Source organism: Vibrio sp. 10N.247.310.17, assembly GCF_041466605.1.
Lineage (GTDB): Bacteria > Pseudomonadota > Gammaproteobacteria > Enterobacterales > Vibrionaceae > Vibrio > Vibrio tasmaniensis_A.
On sequence record NZ_JBFSTC010000087.1, the window covers coordinates 1 to 24,788 of the forward strand.

20 protein-coding genes and 1 pseudogene are annotated in these 24,788 nt (G+C 43.8%); 13 read left to right on the plus strand and 8 right to left on the minus strand.

The features are described 5' to 3' along the window. The first annotated feature begins 183 nt into the window (after positions 1-183). Both AB6D80_RS19575 and AB6D80_RS19580 read left to right on the plus strand, forming a co-directional pair. The gene (locus AB6D80_RS19575; protein WP_009845677.1) at positions 184-810 is read left to right on the plus strand and encodes a D-Ala-D-Ala carboxypeptidase family metallohydrolase; all 627 of its coding nucleotides are present in this window, start codon (positions 184-186) and stop codon (positions 808-810) included. A gap of 164 nt (positions 811-974) precedes the next feature. Further along, complete coding sequence (locus tag AB6D80_RS19580; protein ID WP_009845678.1) at positions 975-1,211, plus strand: hypothetical protein; 237 nt, start codon at positions 975-977, stop codon at positions 1,209-1,211. A 32-nt stretch (positions 1,212-1,243) separates the two neighbouring features. Here the strand turns inward: AB6D80_RS19580 and AB6D80_RS19585 are convergent, their stop codons facing one another. After that, entirely contained in the window at positions 1,244-3,835 is a 2,592-nt protein-coding gene (locus AB6D80_RS19585; protein WP_372189352.1) for an ATP-binding protein, read from the minus strand. Positions 3,836-4,649: 814 nt separating this feature from the next. Here AB6D80_RS19585 and AB6D80_RS19590 point away from each other — a divergent pair. Next, a complete protein-coding gene (locus AB6D80_RS19590) occupies positions 4,650-6,086 on the plus strand; it encodes a glyceraldehyde-3-phosphate dehydrogenase (protein ID WP_009845680.1) in 1,437 nt (478 codons plus the stop codon). A gap of 245 nt (positions 6,087-6,331) precedes the next feature. Here AB6D80_RS19590 and AB6D80_RS19595 read toward each other — a convergent pair whose 3' ends face one another. Both AB6D80_RS19595 and hcp read right to left on the minus strand, forming a co-directional pair. Next, on the minus strand, positions 6,332-7,411 hold the full coding sequence (locus tag AB6D80_RS19595; protein WP_009845681.1) for a hybrid-cluster NAD(P)-dependent oxidoreductase: 1,080 nt from the start codon (positions 7,409-7,411) through the stop codon (positions 6,332-6,334). A gap of 103 nt (positions 7,412-7,514) precedes the next feature. Next, complete coding sequence (gene hcp / locus AB6D80_RS19600; RefSeq protein ID WP_009845682.1) at positions 7,515-9,176, minus strand: hydroxylamine reductase; 1,662 nt, start codon at positions 9,174-9,176, stop codon at positions 7,515-7,517. Positions 9,177-9,453: 277 nt separating this feature from the next. Here hcp and AB6D80_RS19605 point away from each other — a divergent pair, with 277 nt between their 5' ends. Together AB6D80_RS19605 and AB6D80_RS19610 are read left to right on the plus strand one after the other, a co-directional pair. Next, positions 9,454-9,684, plus strand: coding sequence for a hypothetical protein (locus AB6D80_RS19605; RefSeq protein ID WP_009845683.1), 231 nt, complete (start codon positions 9,454-9,456; stop codon positions 9,682-9,684). A gap of 53 nt (positions 9,685-9,737) precedes the next feature. Further along, positions 9,738-10,901, plus strand: coding sequence for a carboxylesterase (locus AB6D80_RS19610; RefSeq protein WP_009845684.1), 1,164 nt, complete (start codon positions 9,738-9,740; stop codon positions 10,899-10,901). A 109-nt stretch (positions 10,902-11,010) separates the two neighbouring features. On the opposite strand, the gene AB6D80_RS19615 is transcribed toward AB6D80_RS19610, so the two are convergent. The 3 genes and pseudogenes from AB6D80_RS19615 to AB6D80_RS19625 form a co-directional block, all read right to left on the minus strand. Further along, a complete protein-coding gene (locus AB6D80_RS19615) occupies positions 11,011-11,625 on the minus strand; it encodes a LysE family translocator (RefSeq protein WP_009845685.1) in 615 nt (204 codons plus the stop codon). 100 nt (positions 11,626-11,725) lie between these two features. Further along, the gene (locus AB6D80_RS19620) at positions 11,726-12,673 is read right to left on the minus strand and encodes a LysR family transcriptional regulator (protein WP_009845686.1); all 948 of its coding nucleotides are present in this window, start codon (positions 12,671-12,673) and stop codon (positions 11,726-11,728) included. Between the two features lie 93 nt (positions 12,674-12,766). Further along, positions 12,767-13,228: pseudogene (locus AB6D80_RS19625) on the minus strand (Lrp/AsnC family transcriptional regulator). A 243-nt stretch (positions 13,229-13,471) separates the two neighbouring features. On the opposite strand from AB6D80_RS19625, the gene yjeH reads away from it, so the two are divergent. After that, positions 13,472-14,743 (plus strand): L-methionine/branched-chain amino acid transporter, encoded by a 1,272-nt coding sequence (yjeH, locus tag AB6D80_RS19630; RefSeq protein WP_009845688.1) that lies wholly within the window; start codon positions 13,472-13,474, stop codon positions 14,741-14,743. 46 nt (positions 14,744-14,789) lie between these two features. Here the strand turns inward: yjeH and AB6D80_RS19635 are convergent, their stop codons facing one another. Beyond that, complete coding sequence (locus AB6D80_RS19635) at positions 14,790-16,247, minus strand: PLP-dependent aminotransferase family protein (RefSeq protein ID WP_009845689.1); 1,458 nt, start codon at positions 16,245-16,247, stop codon at positions 14,790-14,792. 90 nt (positions 16,248-16,337) lie between these two features. Between AB6D80_RS19635 and AB6D80_RS19640 the strand changes: the two genes are divergently transcribed. Continuing rightward, the gene (locus AB6D80_RS19640; protein ID WP_009845690.1) at positions 16,338-16,997 is read left to right on the plus strand and encodes a pyridoxamine 5'-phosphate oxidase family protein; all 660 of its coding nucleotides are present in this window, start codon (positions 16,338-16,340) and stop codon (positions 16,995-16,997) included. Positions 16,998-17,080: 83 nt separating this feature from the next. After that, positions 17,081-17,983, plus strand: a complete 903-nt coding sequence (locus AB6D80_RS19645) for an urea transporter (protein ID WP_009845691.1) — start codon at positions 17,081-17,083, stop codon at positions 17,981-17,983. A gap of 6 nt (positions 17,984-17,989) precedes the next feature. Here the strand turns inward: AB6D80_RS19645 and AB6D80_RS19650 are convergent, their stop codons facing one another. Continuing rightward, positions 17,990-18,997 carry an AraC family transcriptional regulator gene (locus tag AB6D80_RS19650; RefSeq protein WP_009845692.1) on the minus strand — a complete coding sequence of 336 codons (1,008 nt, stop codon included), beginning with the start codon at positions 18,995-18,997 and terminating at the stop codon, positions 17,990-17,992. Between the two features lie 134 nt (positions 18,998-19,131). On the opposite strand from AB6D80_RS19650, the gene AB6D80_RS19655 reads away from it, so the two are divergent. The 5 genes from AB6D80_RS19655 to AB6D80_RS19675 all read left to right on the plus strand — a co-directional run bounded on the left by AB6D80_RS19655 (position 19,132) and on the right by AB6D80_RS19675 (position 24,559). Beyond that, positions 19,132-19,482 carry a hypothetical protein gene (locus AB6D80_RS19655; protein ID WP_009845693.1) on the plus strand — a complete coding sequence of 117 codons (351 nt, stop codon included), beginning with the start codon at positions 19,132-19,134 and terminating at the stop codon, positions 19,480-19,482. Further along, positions 19,476-20,699, plus strand: a complete 1,224-nt coding sequence (locus AB6D80_RS19660; protein ID WP_009845694.1) for an HlyD family secretion protein — start codon at positions 19,476-19,478, stop codon at positions 20,697-20,699. The genes AB6D80_RS19655 and AB6D80_RS19660 overlap by 7 nt, the downstream gene beginning before the upstream one ends. Before the next feature lie 760 nt (positions 20,700-21,459). Further along, entirely contained in the window at positions 21,460-22,698 is a 1,239-nt protein-coding gene (codB, locus tag AB6D80_RS19665; RefSeq protein WP_372189349.1) for a cytosine permease, read from the plus strand. A 9-nt stretch (positions 22,699-22,707) separates the two neighbouring features. Then, on the plus strand, positions 22,708-23,985 hold the full coding sequence (locus AB6D80_RS19670) for a cytosine deaminase (protein ID WP_372189350.1): 1,278 nt from the start codon (positions 22,708-22,710) through the stop codon (positions 23,983-23,985). Between the two features lie 361 nt (positions 23,986-24,346). After that, on the plus strand, positions 24,347-24,559 hold the full coding sequence (locus AB6D80_RS19675) for a cold-shock protein (RefSeq protein WP_004730009.1): 213 nt from the start codon (positions 24,347-24,349) through the stop codon (positions 24,557-24,559). The last annotated feature ends 229 nt before the right edge of the window (positions 24,560-24,788 follow it).

Sequence of the window (24,788 nt, forward strand, 5' to 3'; positions counted from 1 at the left end):
TTAGTAAGACTCGCTACACTGTGCGATCTAAACACCTTAAATGATAGGTGTTGACTCTTTGTAGTGGGTTTTTTTGTGCCTAAATTCCGGCGTCTATACTTAATCGAACGTAATATCCTTAGTGTACGTAAGTAACTAGGTGAACGTTAATAACTAGGCGAACCTAAGCGATGGAGAGACTTTATGTACGGAAGTATTCTGATTACCTTGGCACTATCAACAACGCAACCTTACCCTGAAAAATTTGAGAAACTTTATACCGAAGAAACCGAAATCACTTATGACGACCTCGTGGTCGATGTTCATGGCTACAAAGTTCCCACGAGATCAGCATTTCGAGGTTGGATGCTCCTTAACCACGCCCAAGATCAAGTCAAGGCGATCGGACAGCAACTCAAAGATAACGGCATCACCCAAAGCATGCCTCTGCACTTAGTCTTGTTGCAAGGCACCGACTGGGCAATGAGCAACACCACTCTGTTTACCCTACCCAATAAAAAGCATGTACCAAAAATGATTAATACCCTTAAGTACATTCAACAATATATTGAGCCTGAGATTGGCGTTGTTATTCCTGTGTCTGGAGAAAGAACCGATATCTACAATAAGCAAGCGGGTGGCGCACTGCGAAGTAAACACTTAGAGTTCTGCGCTTTAGACTTAGTGCCTGCTAATGATATTACTCGCGAAAATCTACACGTGAAGCTTAAAAAGATTCATGCGGAATTTGGGCAAAAGAATAACGTTGGACTGGGTTTGTATTCTGGTGTTCGATTCCACATCGATACTTGTGGATTCAGACAGTGGTAAGAACATAGATAGGTCATAAAGACACACAAAGAAACAGAGTCATTACGACTCAAAAATAGAAGCAATAAAATTAAACCATTGATTTGATGATAAAAACATAACTGGAACGCTAATTGCTATTGATAACAAGTATCATAATTATTAATAGCAATTAGGAATTCAATATGAAGACGATGACTCAACGCTTTCAAACTCTACTTTCTGTTTCAAATTTCAGTTTAGCGATCACGGCCTTGCTAATGCTACTCAGTATTATTGTTGCTTATCCGATGGCCGATTACTTCTCACTACCCATTCAAATTTTCGCACACATCAGCACCATATTAGTGGCCGGGTTACTAAAAATCAGCTACGTAGGCCGCTGTGTTGCACAATACAGCCTTGGGCAAGAAGTACGCTAAATCACACAGCGCTAGCCTTGATACTGGGACCATTAGACAATATCAAGGCTACTGAAAAGATCATACAGTTGGTGGGATTTATAAGGTTTCGGCAAGTAGGCGTTCATGCCTGCTTCAAAGCAATTTTTGATGTCCTCTTCTAAGACACTAGCGGTTAAAGCAATAATGGGTAGTGTTGGGGTTTGTTGATCTGTCTCCCACTCTCGAATCACACGAGTCGCCGTTATACCATCCATAACGGGCATCATGCAGTCCATTAGAATGGCATCAAACTGAGCGCCCTGGGTGATGACATCGACCGCCTCTTGGCCATTGCTGGCAATCAAATATTCATAGCCCGCTTGCTCAAGGAAGAAGCTCGCTATCTTCTGATTCATCAGGTTGTCTTCAACAATCAGAATACGTCGATTCAGAGAACGAACTTCTTCATCTTTTACTTCCACCGTCGGTGATTGTACTTCACCGGCATCAAGCGATCGTAGGCTGTTTAAGAAGCGTCTACCCAAAAATGGTAATGTATGGGTCGAGTGAACCGTTTCTGTGATTAGATTGGTTTTAAATAGGTGATGCTGGCACACAATAACGCGAGTCAGCGGATACAACGCCTTTAACGCCTCAAGATCTTTCCTCATAGAGTGATGCAGCGTGTGACAATAAAGTACCAAGTCACTTTCTTTCAGGCTCTCACCAAGATCCGAAATGGATGACACAACATTAGGTCGAACATTTAAGCGCTCGCACTCTTTGACCAATTGATCGAGGTAATTGAAAGAATTAGAAATAATTGTCGCACGGCTTAGGTTATCGAACGTTTGAGCGTGAGCCTCGACCGTGTCTACGTACAAACAAAAGGTGAATGTAGAGCCTCCTCCTTTCACTGAGCGTGCGGTAATATAGCCGCCCATCAAGTCAACAAGCTGCCGACAAATCGCAAGCCCTAGCCCTGTACCGCCGAATTGGCGAGTAATACTGCCATCTTCTTGAGTGAAAGGTTCAAAAATGGACTCTAGCTTCTCTGGCTCAATCCCAATCCCGCTATCAGACACACTGCATTCAAGCTTACCTCGCCCCAAAGACATCGGTGTATAAGCAATATCCGTTGTAATCGTGCCTTTTGAGGTAAATTTAATAGCATTAGACAGCAAATTGGTTAGCACTTGTCGAACACGGTACTCATCGAAAAACAGCTGTGTTGGGGTTTGAGCATCAATGTTGATATCGAGTTCAATGTCTTTACTGATCGCTTTCGACAAAATTACGCTCACAGAGTCGTAAACCGCTTCTCGCAAATCGGCATTATGCGGCGACAACATTAAGTTACCCGACTCTATCTTAGAAAGATCGAGAATGTCATTGAGTAACACCAACAACGAATGTGAAGACGACTCGATATCCTCAAGTACCTCTTGTTGGTTAGCACTCAGTTGACTCTGAGATAAAATTTCCGCCATACCGATAATTCCATTAAGCGGCGTACGTATTTCATGGGACATGTTCGCTAAAAATGCACTCTTGGCCTTGTTAGCCGAAATTGCATCTTCTTTTGCTATTATCAGCTCTTTGTTGTGATGATAGTTACGTTCCATCACTCGATTGAGGGTTTCAGTAAACTCGGCAAGTTCATCGTTACCTTGAATATGAATCACCTTAGGCTTGCCGTAACTATCCGCGCATTCAGACACCCCTTTCAAGATAATCGATAGGTTTCTATTTAAGCGCAAAGATGTCGCGACACCAAGCCATAACAAAGCACCTGAAACAACAAGGATAAGTAATGTCATAACCGCCGTTTGCCTTTTCTGTAGCGCTATATTTTTTGTCAAATCAAACTTTAATTGATCGGTATAAGCACCAACCGCCTTTGAGATCGCCAGCTTCTTTCGCTCTAAACTTTCCACGTGTTCATATATTTCAGGTGTCGAGAAGTCACCTTTGAGAAGCCGCGCCGTAAAACGGTCTTGAAATTCATCTTGGGAGAACATGTTTAACAGTTTGCTAATTTCCAGCGAGTGGCTGTCTGATCGTAAAAACGTATCTAACAGCTGTTGTTGCCTTTCTAAAGCACCAACATAGCTCAATAAATATTGATCAATCAGCTCTGGAGAACGATACAAGCGGTAACTCAGCCACGCTTCTCGCTGAGTCCAGAACACGTAGTGAGTAAGGTTGATAAACATCGTATCTGTTTGGCTGATCTTTTCGTCCACTATATTGGCACGATATTCAGACAGCTCCATTAACACGCCTTTTAACAGGTCAAAGGCTCGTTCTGTTTGCTGTGCGTTACTGACAGTAATCTGTGATGCGTCGCTGTCAATATTAGTGGTTACCCGCGCGAGCTTCTTTAACACACTTTTTAACTCAATCAACTGCGGCTCGACAGTCCAACTGTTGTCGAACTGTTGAAGTTGTATTTCGTAATGAGCAAGCCTATCCACTTCCGCTTGCAGCTCTAAAAACAATGGACCTTTCTCTGGGGAGTCTTTAGACAGCACTAACCATTGATAGGCACCACTTGAAACAGCATTAAAAGATTGAAGTGCTTCCACCTTAATTCGCGTTGCTTCAAGGTGATTCATCTTCTTATCGTTCTTGAGCACTTCATTGACTGTAAACCCAAACATGATGAATACAGAAACTGTTGAAAGAAAAATAAGACGCCATCTAATTGACATATTTATCATTTTTATAACGACTCCTTTCCCGATAGTATTTTTACCTAGCTCAATATAAGAATAGGACATTAACAGGAGTTATTGATCAAATTGAATATGAACAAATGACATTATGAGCTAATCATAGGGAATTGGCGTCAGTCGTTATCCACATACAGGATTTAAAGAGGAAGGTCTATTTTAAACAAGTGAAAGGATAAGGTTATGCCTCTAGATGACCGCAAGTCACTGCTCTAGAAACCAATAAACACCAAAGTTAAGTCAAATTTGTGAGATCTAATCGTTTGCGTCACTAACTTTCTGTACTCAAACTCAGCTTATTCAAAAGTCGAACAAGAAAACTCGCTGAATACCTTATCTGTCGTTTACTTTTTAAGTGTAACTAGTGCTAATGATCACATCTTTAATGATCGCAATTCCCTTTATTACACATTATGTTTTGATCTGAGTATTTTTTGGCGAAAATTAAGTACTACAGACTGTTAAAGTCAATAGCCTTTCTTGACACTAAAATCTTGATTTATGACCAATTAAAAGCCAATTTTCAGACAATTAATCTGCATTTATTTTTCCTAGCAGAATAACTCGTCGTACCTTACAATCCTGCCACATAAAAATTACAAATTACACACAAGGCATATCAAGCAAATTTAAGTGGCGTTAAAGACCACCAAAGCTTAGATAGCTCAACTCCCCCATGCACTCATGGCTACCCTACATTCGCTATGATTGCAGACATTAACGTGAAAGGTCCCGAGTAAAGATGAGTCCCGAAAAGCACCTCCTAGACTGGCAAACTAGTCAAACTATTGCTGAATCAATCGCTCCTACTTTAGGTCAGTTGTATCGCCAAAAAGGCGTTGAAGTTATCCTCTTCGGTAAAACACTGGTTAACGCAACAACTATCGACATCATCAAAGCTCACCGCATCGCAAAACGTTACACAGGTTCTCCGCTTACCGCAGAACAGACTCAACCCATCATTCAACACCTTCTCTCTATGGACTTGTCTCCATGTCGTATCGATGTTGGTCGCCTTGCTCATACATTCTGGCAAGATCGCGAAGACACACACGGGTTGGATGATTTCCTACAAACTGCACTTTTAGAATCGCTTGAAGGCGAGGCGATGACAGAACCTCGCGATGTTGTCTTGTACGGTTTTGGTCGTATTGGCCGCTTGCTTACTCGTCTATTGATCGAGAAAAGTGGCCCAGGTTACCCACTGCGTTTACGTGCAATTGTTGTTCGTGGCGGCAAAGATGGTGACTTAGAAAAACGTGCAAGCTTGCTACGTCGTGACTCTGTTCATGGCCAATTCAACGGCAGCATTGTTGTAGACCAAGAACGTAAAGCGATCATCGTTAACGGTAACTTCATCCAAGTTATCTACGCAAACAAGCCAGCAGAAGTGGATTACACATCTTACGGTATCGAGAATGCACTTGTGGTTGATAACACAGGTGTGTGGCGTGACGCTGAAGGCCTAAGCCAACACGTTGCGTGTAATGGCGCAAAGAAGGTTCTACTGACTGCGCCAGGCAAAGGTGAAATCAAGAACGTTGTATTTGGTGTAAACCAAAATGACATTCAACCAGAAGACACAATCATCTCTGCTGCAAGCTGTACAACCAACGCGATTACGCCAGTATTAAAAGCGGTTCACGACAAGTTTGGTGTCCTATCAGGTCACATCGAAACGGTTCACTCATTTACCAATGACCAAAACCTAATCGATAACTTCCACTCAGGTGATCGTCGTGGTCGTGCTGCTTCATTGAATATGGTACTGACATCGACTGGTGCTGCTAAAGCGGTATCAAAAGCGATGCCAGAAATGGAAGGTAAGCTAACAGGTAATGCGATTCGCGTACCTACGCCAAACGTTTCAATGGCAGTAGCAAACCTAAACCTTGAGAAAGGCACAAACAAAGAAGAGTTGAACGAATACCTGCGTGAAATGGCGCTATCTTCAACTTTATCTGCACAGATTGATTACACCGACTCAACCGAGATTGTATCTACCGATTTGGTTGGTTCTCGCCACCCAGGTGTGGTTGACGGTGTTGCAACTATCGCGCAAGACAACCGCGCTGTTCTTTACATTTGGTACGACAACGAGTTTGGCTACAGCTGCCAAGTTGTTCACTGTATGGAACAGATGATGGGTGTTCGTTACAAGACATACCCTGAAGTTTAAACGACTTCGATCTTGTAACTAACTCAGCGCAAACGGCTCCACAACATAATAATTATATCAGCGAAGTCTATTATGGGCTTCGCAACCCTTCTTGTTTTACTCCCCCGTATAAACAGGAAGGTTGCCACTTAGATCTGCTCTCTCTATCTGATCTAAGTGGCCTTTTTACATCTGGTACTTTAATTTTGGTCTCTATTATGCCAACTTTGTTTTTACCGTTCTAACAAAGCTCGACTTCACATCTGCTACAGCTCAACCTCAACATCTGACTGAATCGTACTCGAACACGCAAGGACATAACCTTGCTCAATCTGTTCTGGCGTCAATGTTTCTTGGCTGCTTGATTCCACTGAACCTTTGGTTACTTTGCACTTGCAAGAACCACAAATCCCACTGCGACAAGCAATAATAATCGGAACTCCAGCTTTCTCTAATGAATCAGCCAGTGGTGTACCCGCTTCCGCTTCTACTTCTGCACCAAATGCAGGAACAAACACCTTAACGGCACCATTTGAATCTGCAGACGCTTCCGCTTGTGACTCTTCTGAAGCTGTATTGCTATTGGCTAGTGAATCCGTGTTTGGGTTCGCTGGCGTGAAACTTTCTTGATAGAAATTTTCCATGTTGAATTCTAGTTCTTTCAGGTAGCTTTCTATGTTTTGCATAAAGCCAACTGGGCCGCACAGATAAACAGTTCGGTCTAAAATATCTGGGCTTAGTTTTACTAACCAATTCTTATCTAATCGACCTTGAGGAGCTAATGTTCCTTCACTGTCTTTTAGCAGCAATTTAAGATTGAAGTTGCTGTGCGCCTCATCTAATTGATGCAGTTCTTGAAAGTAAATGGTCTCACGCTTATTGCGTGCCATGTGGACGAAGTCGATCTCAATATCACTGCCTTGAGCCAACCAATACTTTGCCATCGCCATCACAGGAGTGATACCGCAACCCGCACTCACTAGCGTCACTTTTTTGGTCGTCGTTGGCATGCAATCAATACAGTTAAACGCACCAGCAGGCTTCAATACAGAAACCTCATCACCTTCATCAAGTTCATCAACAATAAAGTTCGAAACCAAACCACCTTCCACACGCTTTACCGTCAGTTTCAGGCGGTTATCTTCAGGACAAGACGCTACAGAATAAGCACGGTAATCGGTTTTCGCCGGCATATACAAACCCAGAGTAATAAATTGCCCTGGCTTAAAGTTGAAATGTAAGTCTTGTGGAACGCTGCCAAGCTCAAAGCTGACCGTATCTGGCGTCTCGTGCCATTTCTTTAAACACACTAAATTGATTGAATCGCTATCCGACCATGCATACATAGTTCGTGTACCTTGCTAATGACTAAAGATTTAAATCGAAAAAGCCCCGCCGTTGTCTGTTTTAGAAAAACGTCACAACAACGGGGCTTAGAGTTGGCTTAAATTAAGCCGCTAAGATTGTTTTAAGATCTTGCTCTGGCGTTGAGATAGAACGCATATCGAACTCGTCTTGCATAATCTTTAATAGGTTTTCTGTTAGGAAAGCTGGCGCTGTTGGGCCCGTGTAAATACCTTTCACACCAAGAGCGAACAGGGTAAGCAGGATAACGATCGCTTTTTGCTCGAACCAAGATAGAACCAGCGTTAACGGAAGTTCGTTGATACCACAATCAAACTCTTGAGACAGTGCGATAGCAAGCTGAATCGCTGAGTAAGCATCGTTACATTGGCCAACATCTAACAGGCGTGGGATACCGTTAATGTCGCCGAATTGGTTTTTGTTGAAACGGAATTTACCACATGCCAATGTCAGGATTACTGAATCTTCTGGCGCTTGAGCTGTGAAGTCTGTGTAGTAGCTACGTTCAGATTTGTCACCGTCACAACCACCCACTAGGAAGAAGTGTTTGATGTTGCCTTCTTTCACTTGCTCAACAACCGCAGGTGCCGCTTCCATCAGTGCGTTACGACCAAAGCCGACAGTGATCATCTGCTCGATCTCGTCGTGTTTGAAACCTTCTTGCGCCAGTGCACAGTCAATTACTGCGCTGAAATCATCGCCTTCAAGGTGATCAACACCCGGCCAGCCCACGATGCTGCGTGTAAATAGACGGTCTGCGTAAGAACCTACATCAGGGTTAAGCAGGCAGTTAGACGTCATTACAATTGCGCCAGGGAAGTTAGCGAATTCTTTTTGCTGGTTCTGCCAAGCGCTACCGTAGTTACCCGCAAGGTGTGGGTACTTGTTTAGCTCTGGGTAACCGTGTGCTGGTAGCATCTCACCGTTAGTGTAAACGTTGATGCCCTTGCCTTCGGTTTGTTGAAGGATCTTTTCTAGATCATGCAAGTCGTGACCAGAAACAAGAATACAGTGTCCTTTCTTAGTTTTCACGTTCACGGTTGTTGGTTGAGGGTGACCAAATGTATCTGTCTCACCTTTATCCAGCATTTCCATGACTTTGTAGTTCATCAAGCCAATCTGCATAGACGTATCTAGCAGTTGTTTTAGGTCAGATGGATCTGTACCTAAGAACGCCATGATTTCGTGGTACTCAGCAAAAATAGCATTGTCAGTTTGACCAAGAACACGAGCGTGCTCCATGTAGGCTGCCGCACCTTTTAAGCCGTATAGGCAAAGAAGACGAAGGCCAATCACATCTTCGTGTTGAGAGTCGTGACCACGGTTTACAGCAGCTTGAGGCGCAAGTGCCAATAGCTCTGAAGAATCTGTTGGAAGATCGAACTGTGCTGCTGCAGAAAGTTCTGGAATTTCAAAACCAATCAATGTTGCTGCTGCACGAACTTTTTGCTCTAAACGCTGCTTGAATTCATGAGACTGTTGTGCGAATTCGATAATACGAGCAGGGTCGAAGTTAACGTTAGTCAGTGTTGCGAAGAACGCTTTTGGCGCCCACTCATCAACTTCTGTATCAATAACATCGCAAGCGCGACCTAGGCTTGCCCAAAAAGAAACGCCTTGAAGAGAATGCACCAACACGTCTTGAAGGTCGGATACTTCCGAGGTTTTTCCACACATGCCTTGTGCGAAAGAACAGCCTTTTACGGTTGGGGTTTGAATTGTTTGTTCACATTGAATACAAAACATATAAGGGGCTCCAGTAATTTTTTATTAGCTGTAAGTACTTTGCTTACAGTGACTTATTCCACCCCCCTATAGAGCATCAAGCGTGCCAACTTTTAAGTCGTTGATTTTATGGGACTTACTGTTATCCCATGATTTTAGTGCGTGATTATGACTACATATAAACTCTAAATCCACACACGACTGTGTCATAGTGACTCTCTGGTATTTATTAACGGTGTTCATGTTTCGTTCAGAATAGAAGCGATATAGTAACAACATAGAGAAAAGAGGAATGAATATGAAAAATATATTAGTTACGATTGTTGCGTTGTTTACTGGCCTATTGGCGTTATTCACGAGCTTGATTCTTGCTATCCCTTTAGCTATTGCAGCTTTAATCACTGGCAAGCGCATTCAGAATCAAATGAAAAAACAGGGTTTCGCAGCTCACATGAACACACGTCAATCATCTACCAGTGATGCCGGTGTTATTGAAGGTGAATACGAAGACCTTTCAAGCAGAAAGTAATCTAAACTTCAGTTTCAGACATAGTAAAAGAACAACAGAGACAACATCAAAAAATGCATAGAAATACTATTCTAACGCTGCTCGCCTTAACGACTTTAAGTCTCGTTGGTTGTTCCAACGAGACATCGATACCTGCTTACGAAACATCTCCAAACTTGCCTGAATATCAGCAAGACAGCTTTGATGCCTACGTCAATGAAACTCAAGATTGGTTATTGAAAAACCGTGTATTCATGACCAAAGACAAGCAGCTAGAGATTCGACTCAATTCACCCACCGAATACAAACCTGCGGCACCTAACGGTAAGGCAGTTTTATTGGTACATGGTTTAGGTGATTCTCCGTACTCATTTAAAGACATCGCAACGCACTTAGCAGAACAAGGCTACCTAGTGAGAACGGTATTGCTACCGGGCCACGGCAGTCGTGTCGGTGACTTAATGCAACCAAGCTTAGAAGATTGGCAAGGTGTTGTAGCTCATCATACGAAGCTATTGGAGCAAGAGTATGATTCTGTGTGGCTTGGCGGTTATTCAACAGGTGCGAACCTTGTGACTTCACAGGCGATGAACGATCCTAAGATCTCTGGGTTACTGTTGTTCTCTCCTGCGTTTCAACCGAGCTCTTCTGCAGTTCAATATGCGGAGCTAGCAAGCTATTTTGTCACTTGGGCGGATCAAGATCCTGAAGACAATGTACTTCGCTATAACTCACTGCCAATGAATGGTGCTTCGGTTTACTACCAAACCTCAGAAGTGGTTCGTGAGGGCCTTCAAGACAAACACTTTGATAAGCCCGTGTTTATTATGATGAGTGAAGGCGACAGTGTCATTGATACCCACTTCGTTCAGCAGGCATTTACGGAATCCATGCCAAACCCAAATAACGTGTTGATTTGGCAAGGGGAAACCACACTTGACGATCCTCGCGCTGTTCAATACAGCATGAAGATCCCAGAGCAACGTATTTCGAACGGCTCTCATATGGGTTTACTGTTCTCGCCAAGCAATCCTTACTACGGGATCAATGGTAGCGAGAAGATCTGCTCCAATGGTCAAGAGGAAGGTTTTGAAGCACAGTGCAACGCGACAAGTGAAGTGTGGTACTCAGCGTGGGGATATCGTGAAGAAGGTAAAAACCATGCGCGTTTGACCTACAACCCGTACTTTTCAGATTCCATGGAAAAGCTCGATGCGGTGCTGAATTCAGAAGGCTAACAAGCTCAAGTCTTTCGAAACCAATCCATAGAAGTCAAAAAGGCTCACTAGATAACGTCTAGTGAGCCTTTTTAATGGATATCGTTTCTTACCAATATATGGACTACCGCTATATCGTCCACACCACGCGCACAGCGAGCAGAATCAACACCACGCCTGATAATCGATCGATCAACTGCGCTTTTGCTCGAATGCGCTCTACGATCAACGGGCTAGAGAGCACCAAAGTGATAAAGGTATACCAAAGGCCATCAACAATCAGCGGCGTTGAGACAATAATCACTTGATTGCTCAGTTCATTACCTAACGCCACAAATTGGCTAAATAGAGCGATAAAGAACAGAGCGATCTTAGGGCTCAAGATAGAGATCAAGAAAGCTTCGCGAGCAGACTGCATGTAGCTCATCTGTTCACCCGCTTCCAATTTCGCGGCAACTCCACCTTTCGAACGCAACGCGTTTACACCGAGATAGAGCAGATACGCGGCACCCGCTAAACTGATCCCTTTGAACAACATTGGTGATTGCTCAAGCACAACGGCTAAACCGACAATGGTTGCGAACGCGTAGATACCTATACCCGCAGCGTGTGACCAAGCTGCGATAAGTCCGTTCATACGGCCACCAGCCAAACTGTGCTTAGCGATCATCGCCAAGCTTGGGCCCGGAGACATTGCACCCAATAAGCAAATCGCTAATAAAGAAAACCAAATTGTTACTGTCATCATTCCATTCCTAGTAAAACAAAGCGTTCCAGCTGAACACTCTACAATTAATACTCAATACTTAGCGCTTACAATAAGCCGCAGTAGGTATTATTTGAAATCAAAGATTATCATCACTGGTATGATTTGAAATCATACTTATATTGTAACTCGACTTTTGGATGGCTTTAAACGCTTTCTCTCGAGCCCATTTATGGGCAGAGTCGTTGTCATACTTAGGATGCCACATCAGCCAATAGGTATGCATTTCTGTCTCAAACGGCAGCGAAAAGTAAGCGACATCGAGATGTCGACCCAAGTTGTAAGCAATATGCTCCGGCACAATCATCAAGTAGTCGTCTTGCATTAACACGTTTCCCGCCGATGAAAAGAACGGTACCTGCAATGCGATTCTGCGTTTATGTCCCTGTTTCTTTAACGCAATATCCGAATAGCTGTCTTTGTCTCCCCCACCCGTGACTTTGATATGTGAGTAATTCACGATGTCTTCCGAGCTTATGGCTGATTGCTTAGCCAGCGGATGAGAGGCTCTCATCAAACACACGGACTTATCCTCTCCGAGCTTGATACTTGAGACATGATCTGGCTTTTTGGGGAACATACTCGACGCCAAGTGAATACCTGATTCATTAAGCGTTTCAAGGAAGTTAGGCTGCCACAAACGATAAGCCAAGTTGATATGGGGCGCGTCCTTCGACACCTCGGACACAATAATGGGCAAGATATACTGAGCAACATAATCACTCGAAGCCAACACCAATTCACCTTGCCAGTCTTGTGGATCAAATGGCTTATCATCTAAGAGGTGGTCAAACTCGCCCAGCAAGTCATCGAGCTTGCCTTTAAGCAACAAAGCACGGTTGGTTGGCACCAGTTTGTTCCCATCACGAACCAGAAGAGGATCACCACATAGATCTCTAAGCTGAGCCAGTTGACGGCTAACCGCCGACTGCGTGATGTGCAGACGCTGAGCGGCTCGGCTTACATGGCACTCTTCAAGAAGCACATGCAGCGACCGCAGTAAATTTAAATTGATATTACCTAACATCAGCAACCTTAGAGTGAATAAGAATAGAGCGAGTAAGAATAAGTTGAGTAAGTACGGAAAAATGACGACACAGTGAAGGTAAGCAGCACTCACTCAAGACATATTAAAAGACGAAGTTTGCTTGTTGAAGAATTCCGTTAAGACAGTATGAGTCATAAGATGTCGAAGTTCAGGATAGCCTTGCAGCTGGTCACGAATTTGGTTCAAACGCTCCATGCTTTCAACTTCAACATAAAGCATCATGTCGGTCTCACCGCTAATAGAGTGACATCACTGCACACCATTAATGGCGTAGATATTTTTAGCGTAAGACTCACAATTATGGTTACTGCTCGACATGTCAAACTTCAAAGAGATATAAGCGCCAACGTTCTTCGGTAAATCAGGCTCGGTCACCTGTGCACAATATCCTGTGATGATCTTATCGTTTTCCAGCTTCTTGATTCTGGCGTTCACTGCAGAGCGAGACAGGCTGACATCTCTTGCGATATCGCTCACTGAGCATCGAGCGTTAATTTTTAGAATATCTAAAATTTGGCGATCAAATTTATCCATGCTTCTGATTCTTTCCATTTATTGTTCTATTTATAACGCCTAATTTGACACAACTTTCTAACTTATAACAGCCATTATGACAGCCGACACTTTCACGCTTAATCAAATTAATACCGTTAAATTGACGGTGTCTTAAGACGTTTCGCTAGCTGTATTATTGATGTCGACAATGTATGCTTTCAATCTCAGCCTCACAAGACTGCACCATAAAACCGATATCAAAGCCAATAGCAAGGACAGCGAATGACGCAACTCAAACAAGAAATCACGCTTATTTCAGGAATTGGACAACTCTCTACGACCTTGCTTGGCACAGGATTGTTTATGATCCCAGCTATCGCGGCAGGCATTGCAGGGCAGTTATCGCTACTAGCATGGTTAATCCTGTTTATCGCTATTTGCCCGATTGCACTAACCTTCGCAGCATTAGGGAAACGCTACCCCAATGCAGGAGGCACGGCCTATTTTGTACGCCAAGCATTCAGCGAGCGATTAGAAACCAGTGTGGCTTGGTTGTTTGTGAGTGTTATTCCTGTCGGTATTCCAGCGGCGATTGCATTGGCAGGTGGCTTTGCTCAACAGCTGTTACCAGCACCACTCGACACACCATTAGGTGCTCAATCCTTTACCGTCGCTTTGCTTATTGCCGTCAATTTGATGGGCAGTAAATCTTCAGGCCGCTTGCAAACCGTAATTGCCTTATCGATTTTTGCTTTAGTCAGCGCCTTTGTTTGGAAAGCCGACATCACTGCTGCTGACATCGCAGTTCCGACTATGACATCCGATTCAATGTGGTCTATTGGTGCTGCACTGGCGGTTATGTTTTGGTGCTTTGTAGGAATCGAAGCCTTTGCTCACATGGGAGAGGAATTTAAGAATCCACAGCGTGACTTCCCCATCGCCATCATTGCCGGGTGTTTCGTCGCAGGCTTAGTGTACTGGGCTTGTTCAGTGGTTATTATCAAGCTAGGCGCTTATGGTTCACCAGAATTTGATGCTGCCTCTATCCCATGGGTGACAGAGCAATTGTTTGGCAATGGCTTTAAAGCCGTTATCAGTGTACTTGGCTTCTTTGCTTGTTTTGCTAGCCTAAACCTTTACACCCAAAGCTTGTCTCGCATGATTTGGGCTCAAGCTCGCCAACACACTCCGACCAGTAAAATGGCGCAGCTCAACAGCCGTGGCGTACCACTTTATCCAACCTTAGCAATTGGCTTTATTGCGCTTATCTCGTGTGTAATCGGCGAGCTGTCTAATTTGGATCTCGAATTCTTTCTTAAACTCGCCAACGGTATTTTCGTACTGGTTTATCTGCTTGCGATGTTAGCGGCTTGCCGATTATTGACTGGCGCATCTAGATACATTGCCATGCTCTCACTGGTGATCTGTACCTTGGTGTTTATCTGCCTAAGCTGGTCGATGCTCTATGCTGTGACTGTTTTTGTGACATTGTCACTCCCTTGGCGAAAGTGGCTAGGCAAAGGTAAACCCACTGTCTCTATCGACAAGTTGTAACTCGATTAGTGATGAATCAGAAAATTGTAAACAAGCCCTACCAATATTACTGATAAAAAAGCCGAGCGATCTGTTTGATCTTCGGCTTTATGTCAGCCAGTCGGATATTACCAAACCCCAGCACTGCACCACTCCAATCACGAGCATCACTTGATCCATATTCATAAAAGTCAAAAGGACGAATGATGATATTTTCAAACTCTGCTCTACGGCTCCACTCATGTTCAGATATCCCTTGATACCACTTCACTGTCACATGTAGCCCAGCAGCCTGACTGATCACTTCAAGATCGCCATGAAACTCACTTTTAATCGCTTCTATCATCGCTTCATGCTTGAGTTTGTATGAACGACGCATCTTTCTAATATGGCGCAATAAATCGCCTTCACGTACAAAGTCCGCCAGCGCTTCTTGTGTATGTGAGGCCGTGTCTCCAGTGAGCGCATCTTTAATCTCAAGACACTTCGCCACCAGACTTTCTGGCACCACCAAATAACCTAGTCGCAAGCCATTGAACATCACCTTACTCAGGGATCCGACATAGATGATGCGATCATCGAACCCTAACTTTCCCGCTAACCCTTGCATGCTGGTATAAGGGCGATGAGCAAACTGAAACTCACTGTCGTAATCATCCTCAATGATCCATGACTGATGTTGATTGGCCCAATCGATCAGTTTAAGTCGTTGCTCGGTATTCAAGGTCGTGCCCATTGGGTATTGGTTACTCGGCGTGACATACAGAGCCTTGGCGTTACTGGACAGCACTTTTTCAATATCTAACCCAACCTTTTCACGCACACTCACACCGTCTAGCTCTAGCCTCAACAGATCGATGATTTTATGCACTTGTCGATAGCCGGGCTCTTCCACAAGGATTTTGTCCCCCATAGCTAACGTCGCCATCAAACCAATTGAGATGGCTTGCTGCGCACCTGCGGTGATGATGATTCTATCGGTACTGCAGTGAACCGAGCGACTACTCGCAAGATACCCGCTCAATGCTTCCCTCAAGGCCAAGCTTCCCTGAACCTCTTGATTTCCCGCTATGTTCTGACGTGTAGAGTGACGTTGCAGCAGCCTCTGCCATTTCGCAAAAGGGAACGCATCTAAGTCAGGAACTCCGGGGGCAAAGCTGCGGTTAATGTCGTTAGGTGTCGCTATGTTTGCAGCCGGTTTACTGACTGTTTGTTTAACCTTCGGATCCTGAACACTGTTTGGCTGAGACAAACTTAGAAAGTGCTCTGGTTGTTCAACCGAGACATAAAACCCTGAGCCTTGCTTACTCTCGATATAGCCTTCGGTGACCAGTTGTTCGTACGCATAAATCACCGTATTTCGACTTACCGACAGTTCTACGGCCAACTTACGCGTTGAGGGTAACTTACTGCCCTTACTCCATAAATCTTGAACAATCTTTTCTCTGATCGCATGAAACAAGGCGGTTTGACGCGTGTCATGTTGCTCGTCTAACTGTAGGTCACCGACATCAATAGGCTGCATAACTGGATCCAAATAGTGTTTAAAAGTGGCTCTATTTAATAAACCAGTTAATCGCTACATTAATCAAAAGGCAATAATTAAGGAGCGATTATGTTATCTAGCACGAAAAGAACCACGATTAAAAAAGGGGCTCACAAAGCCGTATTTGAACAAGAGAAACTTCATCAAATCATAGATGAGAGCTTAATCGCACACATTGCATTGCAAGGCGAACATGGACCAATGGTTATTCCAATGCTCGCGTGGCGAGTGGATGATATGGTCTACATCCATGGTGCTAAAAACAGCCGCTTGTTGAAAGGCTTAAAAAAAGGAGAGCCAACCTGTTTAACGTTCACTTTGTTCGATGGTTGGGTGTTAGCTCGTTCGGCATTTCACCACAGTGCGCATTATCGTTCTGCAGTGGTGTTGGGGTCATTTTCAATCATCGATGACAACCAAGAAAAAGATCGCTTATTGAACATCTTCATTGAGCAAATCGCGCCGGGAAGAACCGACGAAGTCAGGCTCAGTAATGAGAAAGAGCTCACCGCCACCGAGCTATTGGCGATCCCTTTAACAGAAGCCTCCGTGAAGATAGGTAAACATGGAGTGAATGATGATAAAGCTGATATGGATATCCCGGTATGGGCTGGCGTATTACCTTATCGAACGGTCGTTGGGCCATTAGAAACCGTTCCAGAGCAAGAAGGCATCATTGAAACACCAGATTACCAACAAGCCTATGGTGAGCGCTGGTATCAGAATTGATACGCAAAGATGGTCAACTTAATAAAATTGCATACAATCTGAGCTACAAAAGATTCAACATAGCAAAAGAATGTAATCAGACGATGAGAACGAATAAGGATATTCTACCATTTGAAGGCTTGCTCAATGGCATTGGGCAAGTCTATTTCACACCGTCTGTTATGACGTCGCTTCTGCTATTGTTTGCCATTTCTATTGAGTCACTTGCGCTGGCTTTTCTTACCTTGTTTGGCGCCAGTTGCAGCTATGGATTTGCCTTACTGACCAATAAACCGTCTCATGATATTGAGAATGGCATGTATGCACTAAATGGCGCACTGATTGCTTTGTTCATCGGGAATTTTTTTGAAGTAAATGGGTGGCTGATTTTAGTAGTAGCCCTCGGCTCGCTCATTACCGTACCCATCGCCAAGATCGTGTTTAGCTTTAAGAAGTATCGCGGTTACACAAGTGCCTTTATCCTCACCTCTTGGCTGATTTATACTATCCAATCAACCTTGGGGCTATCGGCGTTTTCGGCACCTGACTCCGCACTGAGGCCACTAATCAGTCTTGAGGTAGACTCGTGGTTCAGCTTACCAACACCGGTGCTACCGTTATTGAAAGGGATCAGCCAAGTCAGCTTTATCGATAATGCACTATCGGGTCTAGTCATCTTGGTTGCCATCGCACTCAACAATATCAAGCATGCGCTATGGGTAGTACTCGCAGTGTTAATCAGCACTGTTTTTAGCCACATGATTGGCGCTTCTGGCGCGCTAATTGAGCAAGGTCTTTACGGGTACAACGCCACTCTTGCCACTCTAGCACTTGTGTTCTATCCGCGAATTCCTTGGCCGTTGATCCTATTAGGCATGCTGTTGAGCTGTCTAATCACACTTGGTTTTCATGAACTGTCACTGCTACCACTCACCGCGCCTTTTGTCCTTAGTACTTGGATAACCGTTTACCTATCCACTCATTTTAAAAAGCTAGATGAAGACTAATGACGATCAGTATTGACTCTCAAAACGCTCAATATACTGCTTAGGCGTCAAACCTCGATGTTTCTTAAACATCCGATTAAAGCTCGCGACGTTGGTATAACCTAACCTCTTTGAGACCTCTTCCACTGGCACTGAATACATCAACAACTCCACGGCCACGTTACTTAATGCATACCCCATAATGGTAGAAAAATTGATGCCCGATTTATGCAAACGGCGTTGAAACTGCTGCTCAGAGAGCCCTAATAAACTGGAAACCTTGTGAAGGGTTGGTAAACCAAAGTGGCGACTGTAGTTGATCATCTCATAGGTGACCTTATGTTCATCACCAGCATCTGGCATGTTTAGATAGTTATCCAAGTCATGAAAGTTCATCGCCAGATTTGCTTTACTGTTCGATAGTGATTGATTGATAGATAACCTCGATTCACTCGGGATCCAAACCTCTGTGCGAGGCTGTCCCCATTGAATCGTACAGCCGAAATATTCATGGTAGAGGTCAACATTCTCTCGACGACCTGCTATTGAAACCGCAACGGGTTTAAAGTCATCACCCAAATATCGACGTAAAATCTTCATAATGAAAACCGCGACTCTTATTGAGTCATGCACTTTACCCGTTTCTGAGTAAGCAGGATTGTCGTAGCACCATTTAATCATTGTCCCTACCTGTGCACCGTATAAGAACGCACCAGACTGTAAACAGTGCAGGCCAATGTTCACTCGGCGGATCGTAGAAGCAAGATCATGTCCAGAAAAAAACCAGTTGGTTAACGGGCCTAATTTTTCAATATCCACTCGGTCAGACAGTTTCAGAATAATATCTGGATCATTAGTTTGCTGTTCAAGAAACCCATACCATTTATCGACTTCATTGACCGGAATAAGATTCATTGAGTTAGTAAATACAGACTTCGGAATACCTAAACGCTCCGTATTAACCACAGGGTTTGTGACAGCGTGTTGATAAATACCCAAAATCCCTAACGCTCTTAAGAAGTTACAATTGTTCATTAGTCGCTAACCCTTAGAAAGGAGATCATAGATCAAATCATATAATTGCCATTATCGAAGTAATTAGTAAATTTACAACCTGTAAATCCAACTTCCATCACACTCGGCGTTCAAATTTTACTTAGGGTTGATCAATGAGTTTACTAAGTGTCCCATTTGTTGGAACAGGCGCAGACACCGCATTACACGTCGTAGCTGGCGTTGTGTTGGTCGCAACAATCGCAGCTGCATGTTACGGCTTTTGGCGTGTTCATGAATTACCAATCAATAAAGCCCACAGTAAAGAGCATCACCAGCTCGGTTTAATCACAGCTTTAACTTGGATTGGCTTCATATGGCACTGGGTATGGGTACTTGCCGTCATTTTAGCGTTTGTTGATATGGAAAAAGCCATCATAAACCTGAGAGACACATGGAAAGCACCTGCGGAACCAACAGGACAACAAGTTAAGAATGATCAAGATGGGGAGAGCCAAACATGTTAGAAGGCTTAGCTCTGTGGGCACTGTTCATCTATCTACTTAGGCTTATTGGTATGCCATGGAACAAGGGCACCAAAGCATTTTCTTATCTAGGTGGTACATCATGGTTATTGTTTGTTTGGGTTGGACTCATTAACTACACGCCGATGGATCTCTCTGGAGGTTCAGTCGTTCAATCACCACACATTCAGCTACGTCCAGATTCAACCAATGTGTCAGGCAAAACAACCAAGGTTCACATTAGACCGAACCAAGACGTGATTGAAGGTCAGCTCATTTACGAAATTGATGACACCAAATATGTTATTGCAAGAGATAAGGCTAACGTGCAACTTGAATCGGCGAACGTTGCTTTGGATACCGCTCACCAAGAAGTGAGCATCGCTAAAGTAAGCTATCAGTCAGCGCTTGAAGATATCAAAGCCTCTGTCGCTCAGATAGAATCAGCAAAAACAGATCTTGTTCTGCAATCTAAAACACTTGACCGTTACCAAAAGCAAAACAAAGTTGTAGAACATACGATTACTGAGACTGACATCGACCAACAAACGGCAAAGGTAGACTTGGCAACGTATAACGTCACCACATTGGAATCTCAACTAAGTAAGAAAGAAGTTGATGCTGAGAACGCGAAGTTAAACATCCACAAAGCAGAAACCAACGTCAGTAAGAAACAAACTGAGGTAGATTCGGCAAAAGCAACATTGGCTCAAGCTCAATGGGATTTGAACAGTACCAAAGTAACTGCGCCGACTGACGGCTTTGTAACTAATTTCATTCTTCGTGAAGGACAGCGAGTATCAATGATGCCTCGTATCCAAATGTACACTGAAGAAAAATACGTGTTAATGCGAGTGAATCACCAAGCTATTCGTAACGTAAAAGTGGGCCAACCTGCTGAGTTTGCAACGGCGGTATACCCAGGCAAGATATTCTCCGCAACCGTAGAAGGCATTGTTGAAGCGACGGGTGAAGCACAAGCTAGCCTATTAGGTATTGATGAACAAGTTCGTGTCACCACAGGTCGAAACCTTCAGAACAAGCACCACTTTGTCCGCTTAAAAATTGACGAGGCGGAAGGTTACGATATTCCAGTCGGCTCTGTAGGGTTAGCTTGGGTAAGCGGTGAGAAGCCGATCAGCTTTATGGCGTTCCTAGACGTAATACGCGGGATCATCATTAGAATGAAGTCCCAGTTATATTTCTTCTACTCGATCTAATACTTGTTTTAGATAAAACGATACAAAGCCCGTGAGATCTGAGATCGCACGGGCTTTTTATCTATTTTACCGTTAGTTGCAGACAGAGCAGCAAAAATCAAAAAACTAAGCAGTATTCAGTATTCAGTATTCAGTATTCAGTATTCAGTATTCAGTATTCACTTTTATCGTTTATTCCTTAATGACAAGCAATACAAATCGCAAAATGCAATTGCAATTGCAAAACGCAACTACCAACTTCCAAAATGCAAGCAAACCGTTTAAATACGCACCAAATTGCTATAAAATACCCATTTTACGTTGCTTTAAAAGTTGGCACACTAACTGCAATGTACATATTGACCCTTCTTAAGCCGAGGGTCACCTAGCCAACTGACGTTGTTAGTGAACCTTTCTTGTTCACGATATATATAGGCCAATTGCGAGTATTGCGATTGGCCATTTTTTTGCCTGCAATTTAAGAAACATCGCCCATCCAATATACAGACACCCATTCATAGTCATAATCGCTAGCATTCATAGTGAAGTTCAATTCTGGCTCATCACCTACGCCATAGAAAACGTTTTCTAATTATTTTTTAAGAATAAATATGAAAAGTAACCTTATGTTTTAAATGTCTATTTTTAACATAACCGCCTTAATAGATGGCTTATTGATAAAACTAGCATTGACTATGTTATTTATATCACGATAATGCGCACGTTTGCCTGCAATACGGCGACCGTTAATTTTAATTTTGAACAATTGCGGAGGTAAAAAATGGCTGCGGATAATAACTACAGTCTTGGGCCGGTTCCAACATCGGCTAGGAAAGGAGTTGCTTCACTCACCATGGTAATGCTTGGACTCACTTTCTTCTCTGCAAGTATGTGGACAGGTGGTTCACTCGGGACAGGTCTTTCTTTCAACGATTTCTTCCTCGCCGTTCTCATCGGTAACCTAATTCTTGGTATTTACACTTCTTTTCTTGGCTACATCGGCTCATCTACTGGCCTCTCTACTCATCTCCTTGCTCGTTTCTCTTTTGGTACTAAAGGCTCATGGCTTCCTTCTGCTCTACTTGGTGGTACACAAGTCGGCTGGTTTGGTGTAGGCGTTGCCATGTTCGCAATTCCGGTACAGAAAGCCACAGGCATTGATACCAACACCTTGATTATTGTGTCAGGCCTTTTGATGACAGGTACGGTGTACTTCGGTATTAAAGCGCTAATGGTGCTTTCAGCAATTGCGGTGCCCGCGATTGCAATTTTGGGTGGTTACTCAGTACTAACAGCCGTAGACAGTGTTGGTGGACTAGAGCAACTGCAGCTGATTAAGCCAGAGACGCCAATGGACTTCTCAATGGCACTAGCAATGGTTGTAGGTTCGTTTGTAAGTGCAGGTACGTTGACTGCCGATTTCGTTCGCTTCGGTAAAAAGCCAGCAAGCGCCGTGTTAATTACAATGGTCGCGTTCTTCATCGGTAACTCGCTGATGTTTATCTTCGGCGCAGCAGGCGCAGCAGCAACCGGTCAGGCTGATATTTCAGATGTGATGATCGCGCAAGGTCTACTGCTTCCAGCCATCATCGTGCTTGGCTTGAATATCTGGACAACCAATGAAAATGCACTTTATGCGTCAGGTCTGGGTTTATCTAACATCACAGGTCGCTCAAGTACTACAATGTCTATCATTAACGGCATTATCGGTACGATTTTCGCGCTTTGGTTATACAACAACTTCGTTGGTTGGTTAACCTTCCTTTCGTTAGCGATTCCACCCATTGGTGGCGTAATCATCGCCGACTTCTTCGCGAACCGTAAACGTTACAAAGATTTTGCAAATGCAGAGTTCCAAACCGTTAACTGGGCTGGCATTATCGCGGTAGCAACAGGCGTAGCCGCTGGTCACTTCCTACCTGGCATCGTTCCTTTGAATGCCGTGTTTGGTGGTGCAATCAGTTACCTCGTGCTAAATCCTCTATTGAACAAAAAAGCTCTGAAATCTCAGGCCTCTTAAGGACACACTATGACAACCTTATTAATCAAGAACGCGAAACTTCAAGACCAAGAGGGCTTGAAACAAATTCTGATTGAAAATGGTCAATTTTCTCGCATTCTCGATAATGACGCTCAAATCACTCATCAAGGTGACATCCTTGATGCTGAAGGTGGCATTGCAGTTTCTCCTTTCTGTGAACCGCACATCCACCTAGATACTACGCAAACGGCTGGAGAACCTAACTGGAACATCTCTGGTACTTTGTTTGAAGGTATTGAGCGTTGGGCTGAGCGTAAAGAATTGTTATCAATCGAAGACGTAAAGTCTCGTGCCAAGCAAACACTGAAATGGCAGATAGCTAACGGGGTTCAACACGTGCGTACACACGTTGATGTGTCAGACCCAACGTTAGTGGCGTTAAGAGCGATGGTTGAAGTCCGCGAAGAGATGAAAGAGTGGGTCGACATCCAAATCGTTGCATTCCCTCAAGAAGGCATTCTTTCATACCCCAACGGCAAAGAGTTGCTTGAAGAAGCTGTGAAGATCGGTGCTGACGTTATCGGTGCTATCCCTCACTTTGAATTCACTCGTGAATACGGCGTTGAATCTCTGCATTACGTGTTCGAGCTTGCACGCAAGTACGACTGCCTGATCGACGTTCACTGTGATGAGATTGACGATGAACAATCTCGCTTTGTTGAAACGCTGGCAGCCCTTGCGCACAAATTCGAAATGGGTGAGAAGGTAACGGCAAGCCATACCACAGCGATGGGGTCTTATAACGGTGCTTACGCATCTCGCTTGTTCCGTCTATTGAAGATGTCGGGTATTAACTTCGTGGCTAACCCGTTAGTGAATATTCACTTACAGGGTCGCTTCGACGACTACCCGAAACGTCGTGGCGTAACGCGTGTTAAAGAGATGCTCGCAGCAAATATCAATGTGTGTTTCGGCCACGATGATGTGTTTGACCCATGGTACCCACTAGGTACAGCGAATATGCTTCAAGTTCTGCACATGGGACTGCACGTAACGCAAGTGATGGGCTACGACCAAATCAACACTTCGCTTGATTTGATCAGCAAAAATTCAGCACGCACACTGCATATCCAAGACAACTACGGCATTGAAGAAGGTAAGCCAGGAAGCTTACTAATTCTTCCTGCAGATAACGGTTTTGATGCAGTACGTCGCCAAGTTCCAGTGCAGTACTCTATTCGCCACGGAAAAATAGTCGCAGAGACTCAACCAGCTAAGACTAAAATTAATTTAGATAAGACTGAAGATATCAACTTCAAACGATAATATCGTCTATACTAACGAAGAAAAGGAGGCTTAGGCTTCCTTTTTACTTTGTCATGCCGTGTAACTTTATAAACCTATCAGCTGTTGTAGGTAGTTTTTGTTAACGAGCGCAACATGACAAAAAAACTCGCTGATTTATCAATCAATGAGTGTACAACCCGAAAGACTGTGTTAACATGCACTCGCTCTGTTAGCCGGAGTTATTTAAGTTAGATGAATAGTAAAAAATGACATGTAAAATCGTTACCCGTTTTTGTAAGTAGTTTTTCCTTATTTCTTAGCAATATTAAATAATTCAATTATCAGCGCATTGCAGTAATGCAATCAACAATTTAGAAAATTTATGAATAAGGGACAAATTATGTCTAACACAAATACTGGCACTGTAAAATGGTTTAACGAAGAGAAAGGTTTCGGTTTCATTTCTCAAGACAACGGCGGCGCTGACGTATTCGTACACTTCCGTGCTATCGCTTCTGAAGGTTTCAAAACTCTGAAAGAAGGCCAAAAGGTTTCTTTCGAAGTTGAAAACGGTCAAAAAGGCCTACAAGCAGCAAACGTTGTTGCTCAATAATTAGCTTTTAGCTAAAAAGAATTTTAAAGCGCTGATTTTTATCGGCGCTTTTTTATGCCTGAAATAAAACTTCCACTGAGTTACTATCGCTTCCACACTCACCCGTGTTACCCATTTTTGGCAGAGTGTTTGAACAAGCTTGGCTAACCCATTATTGACCGCGATTGGTATTACCGGGGGGGGGGGGGGGGGGGGGGGGGGGGGGGGGGGGGGGGGGGGGGGGGGGGGG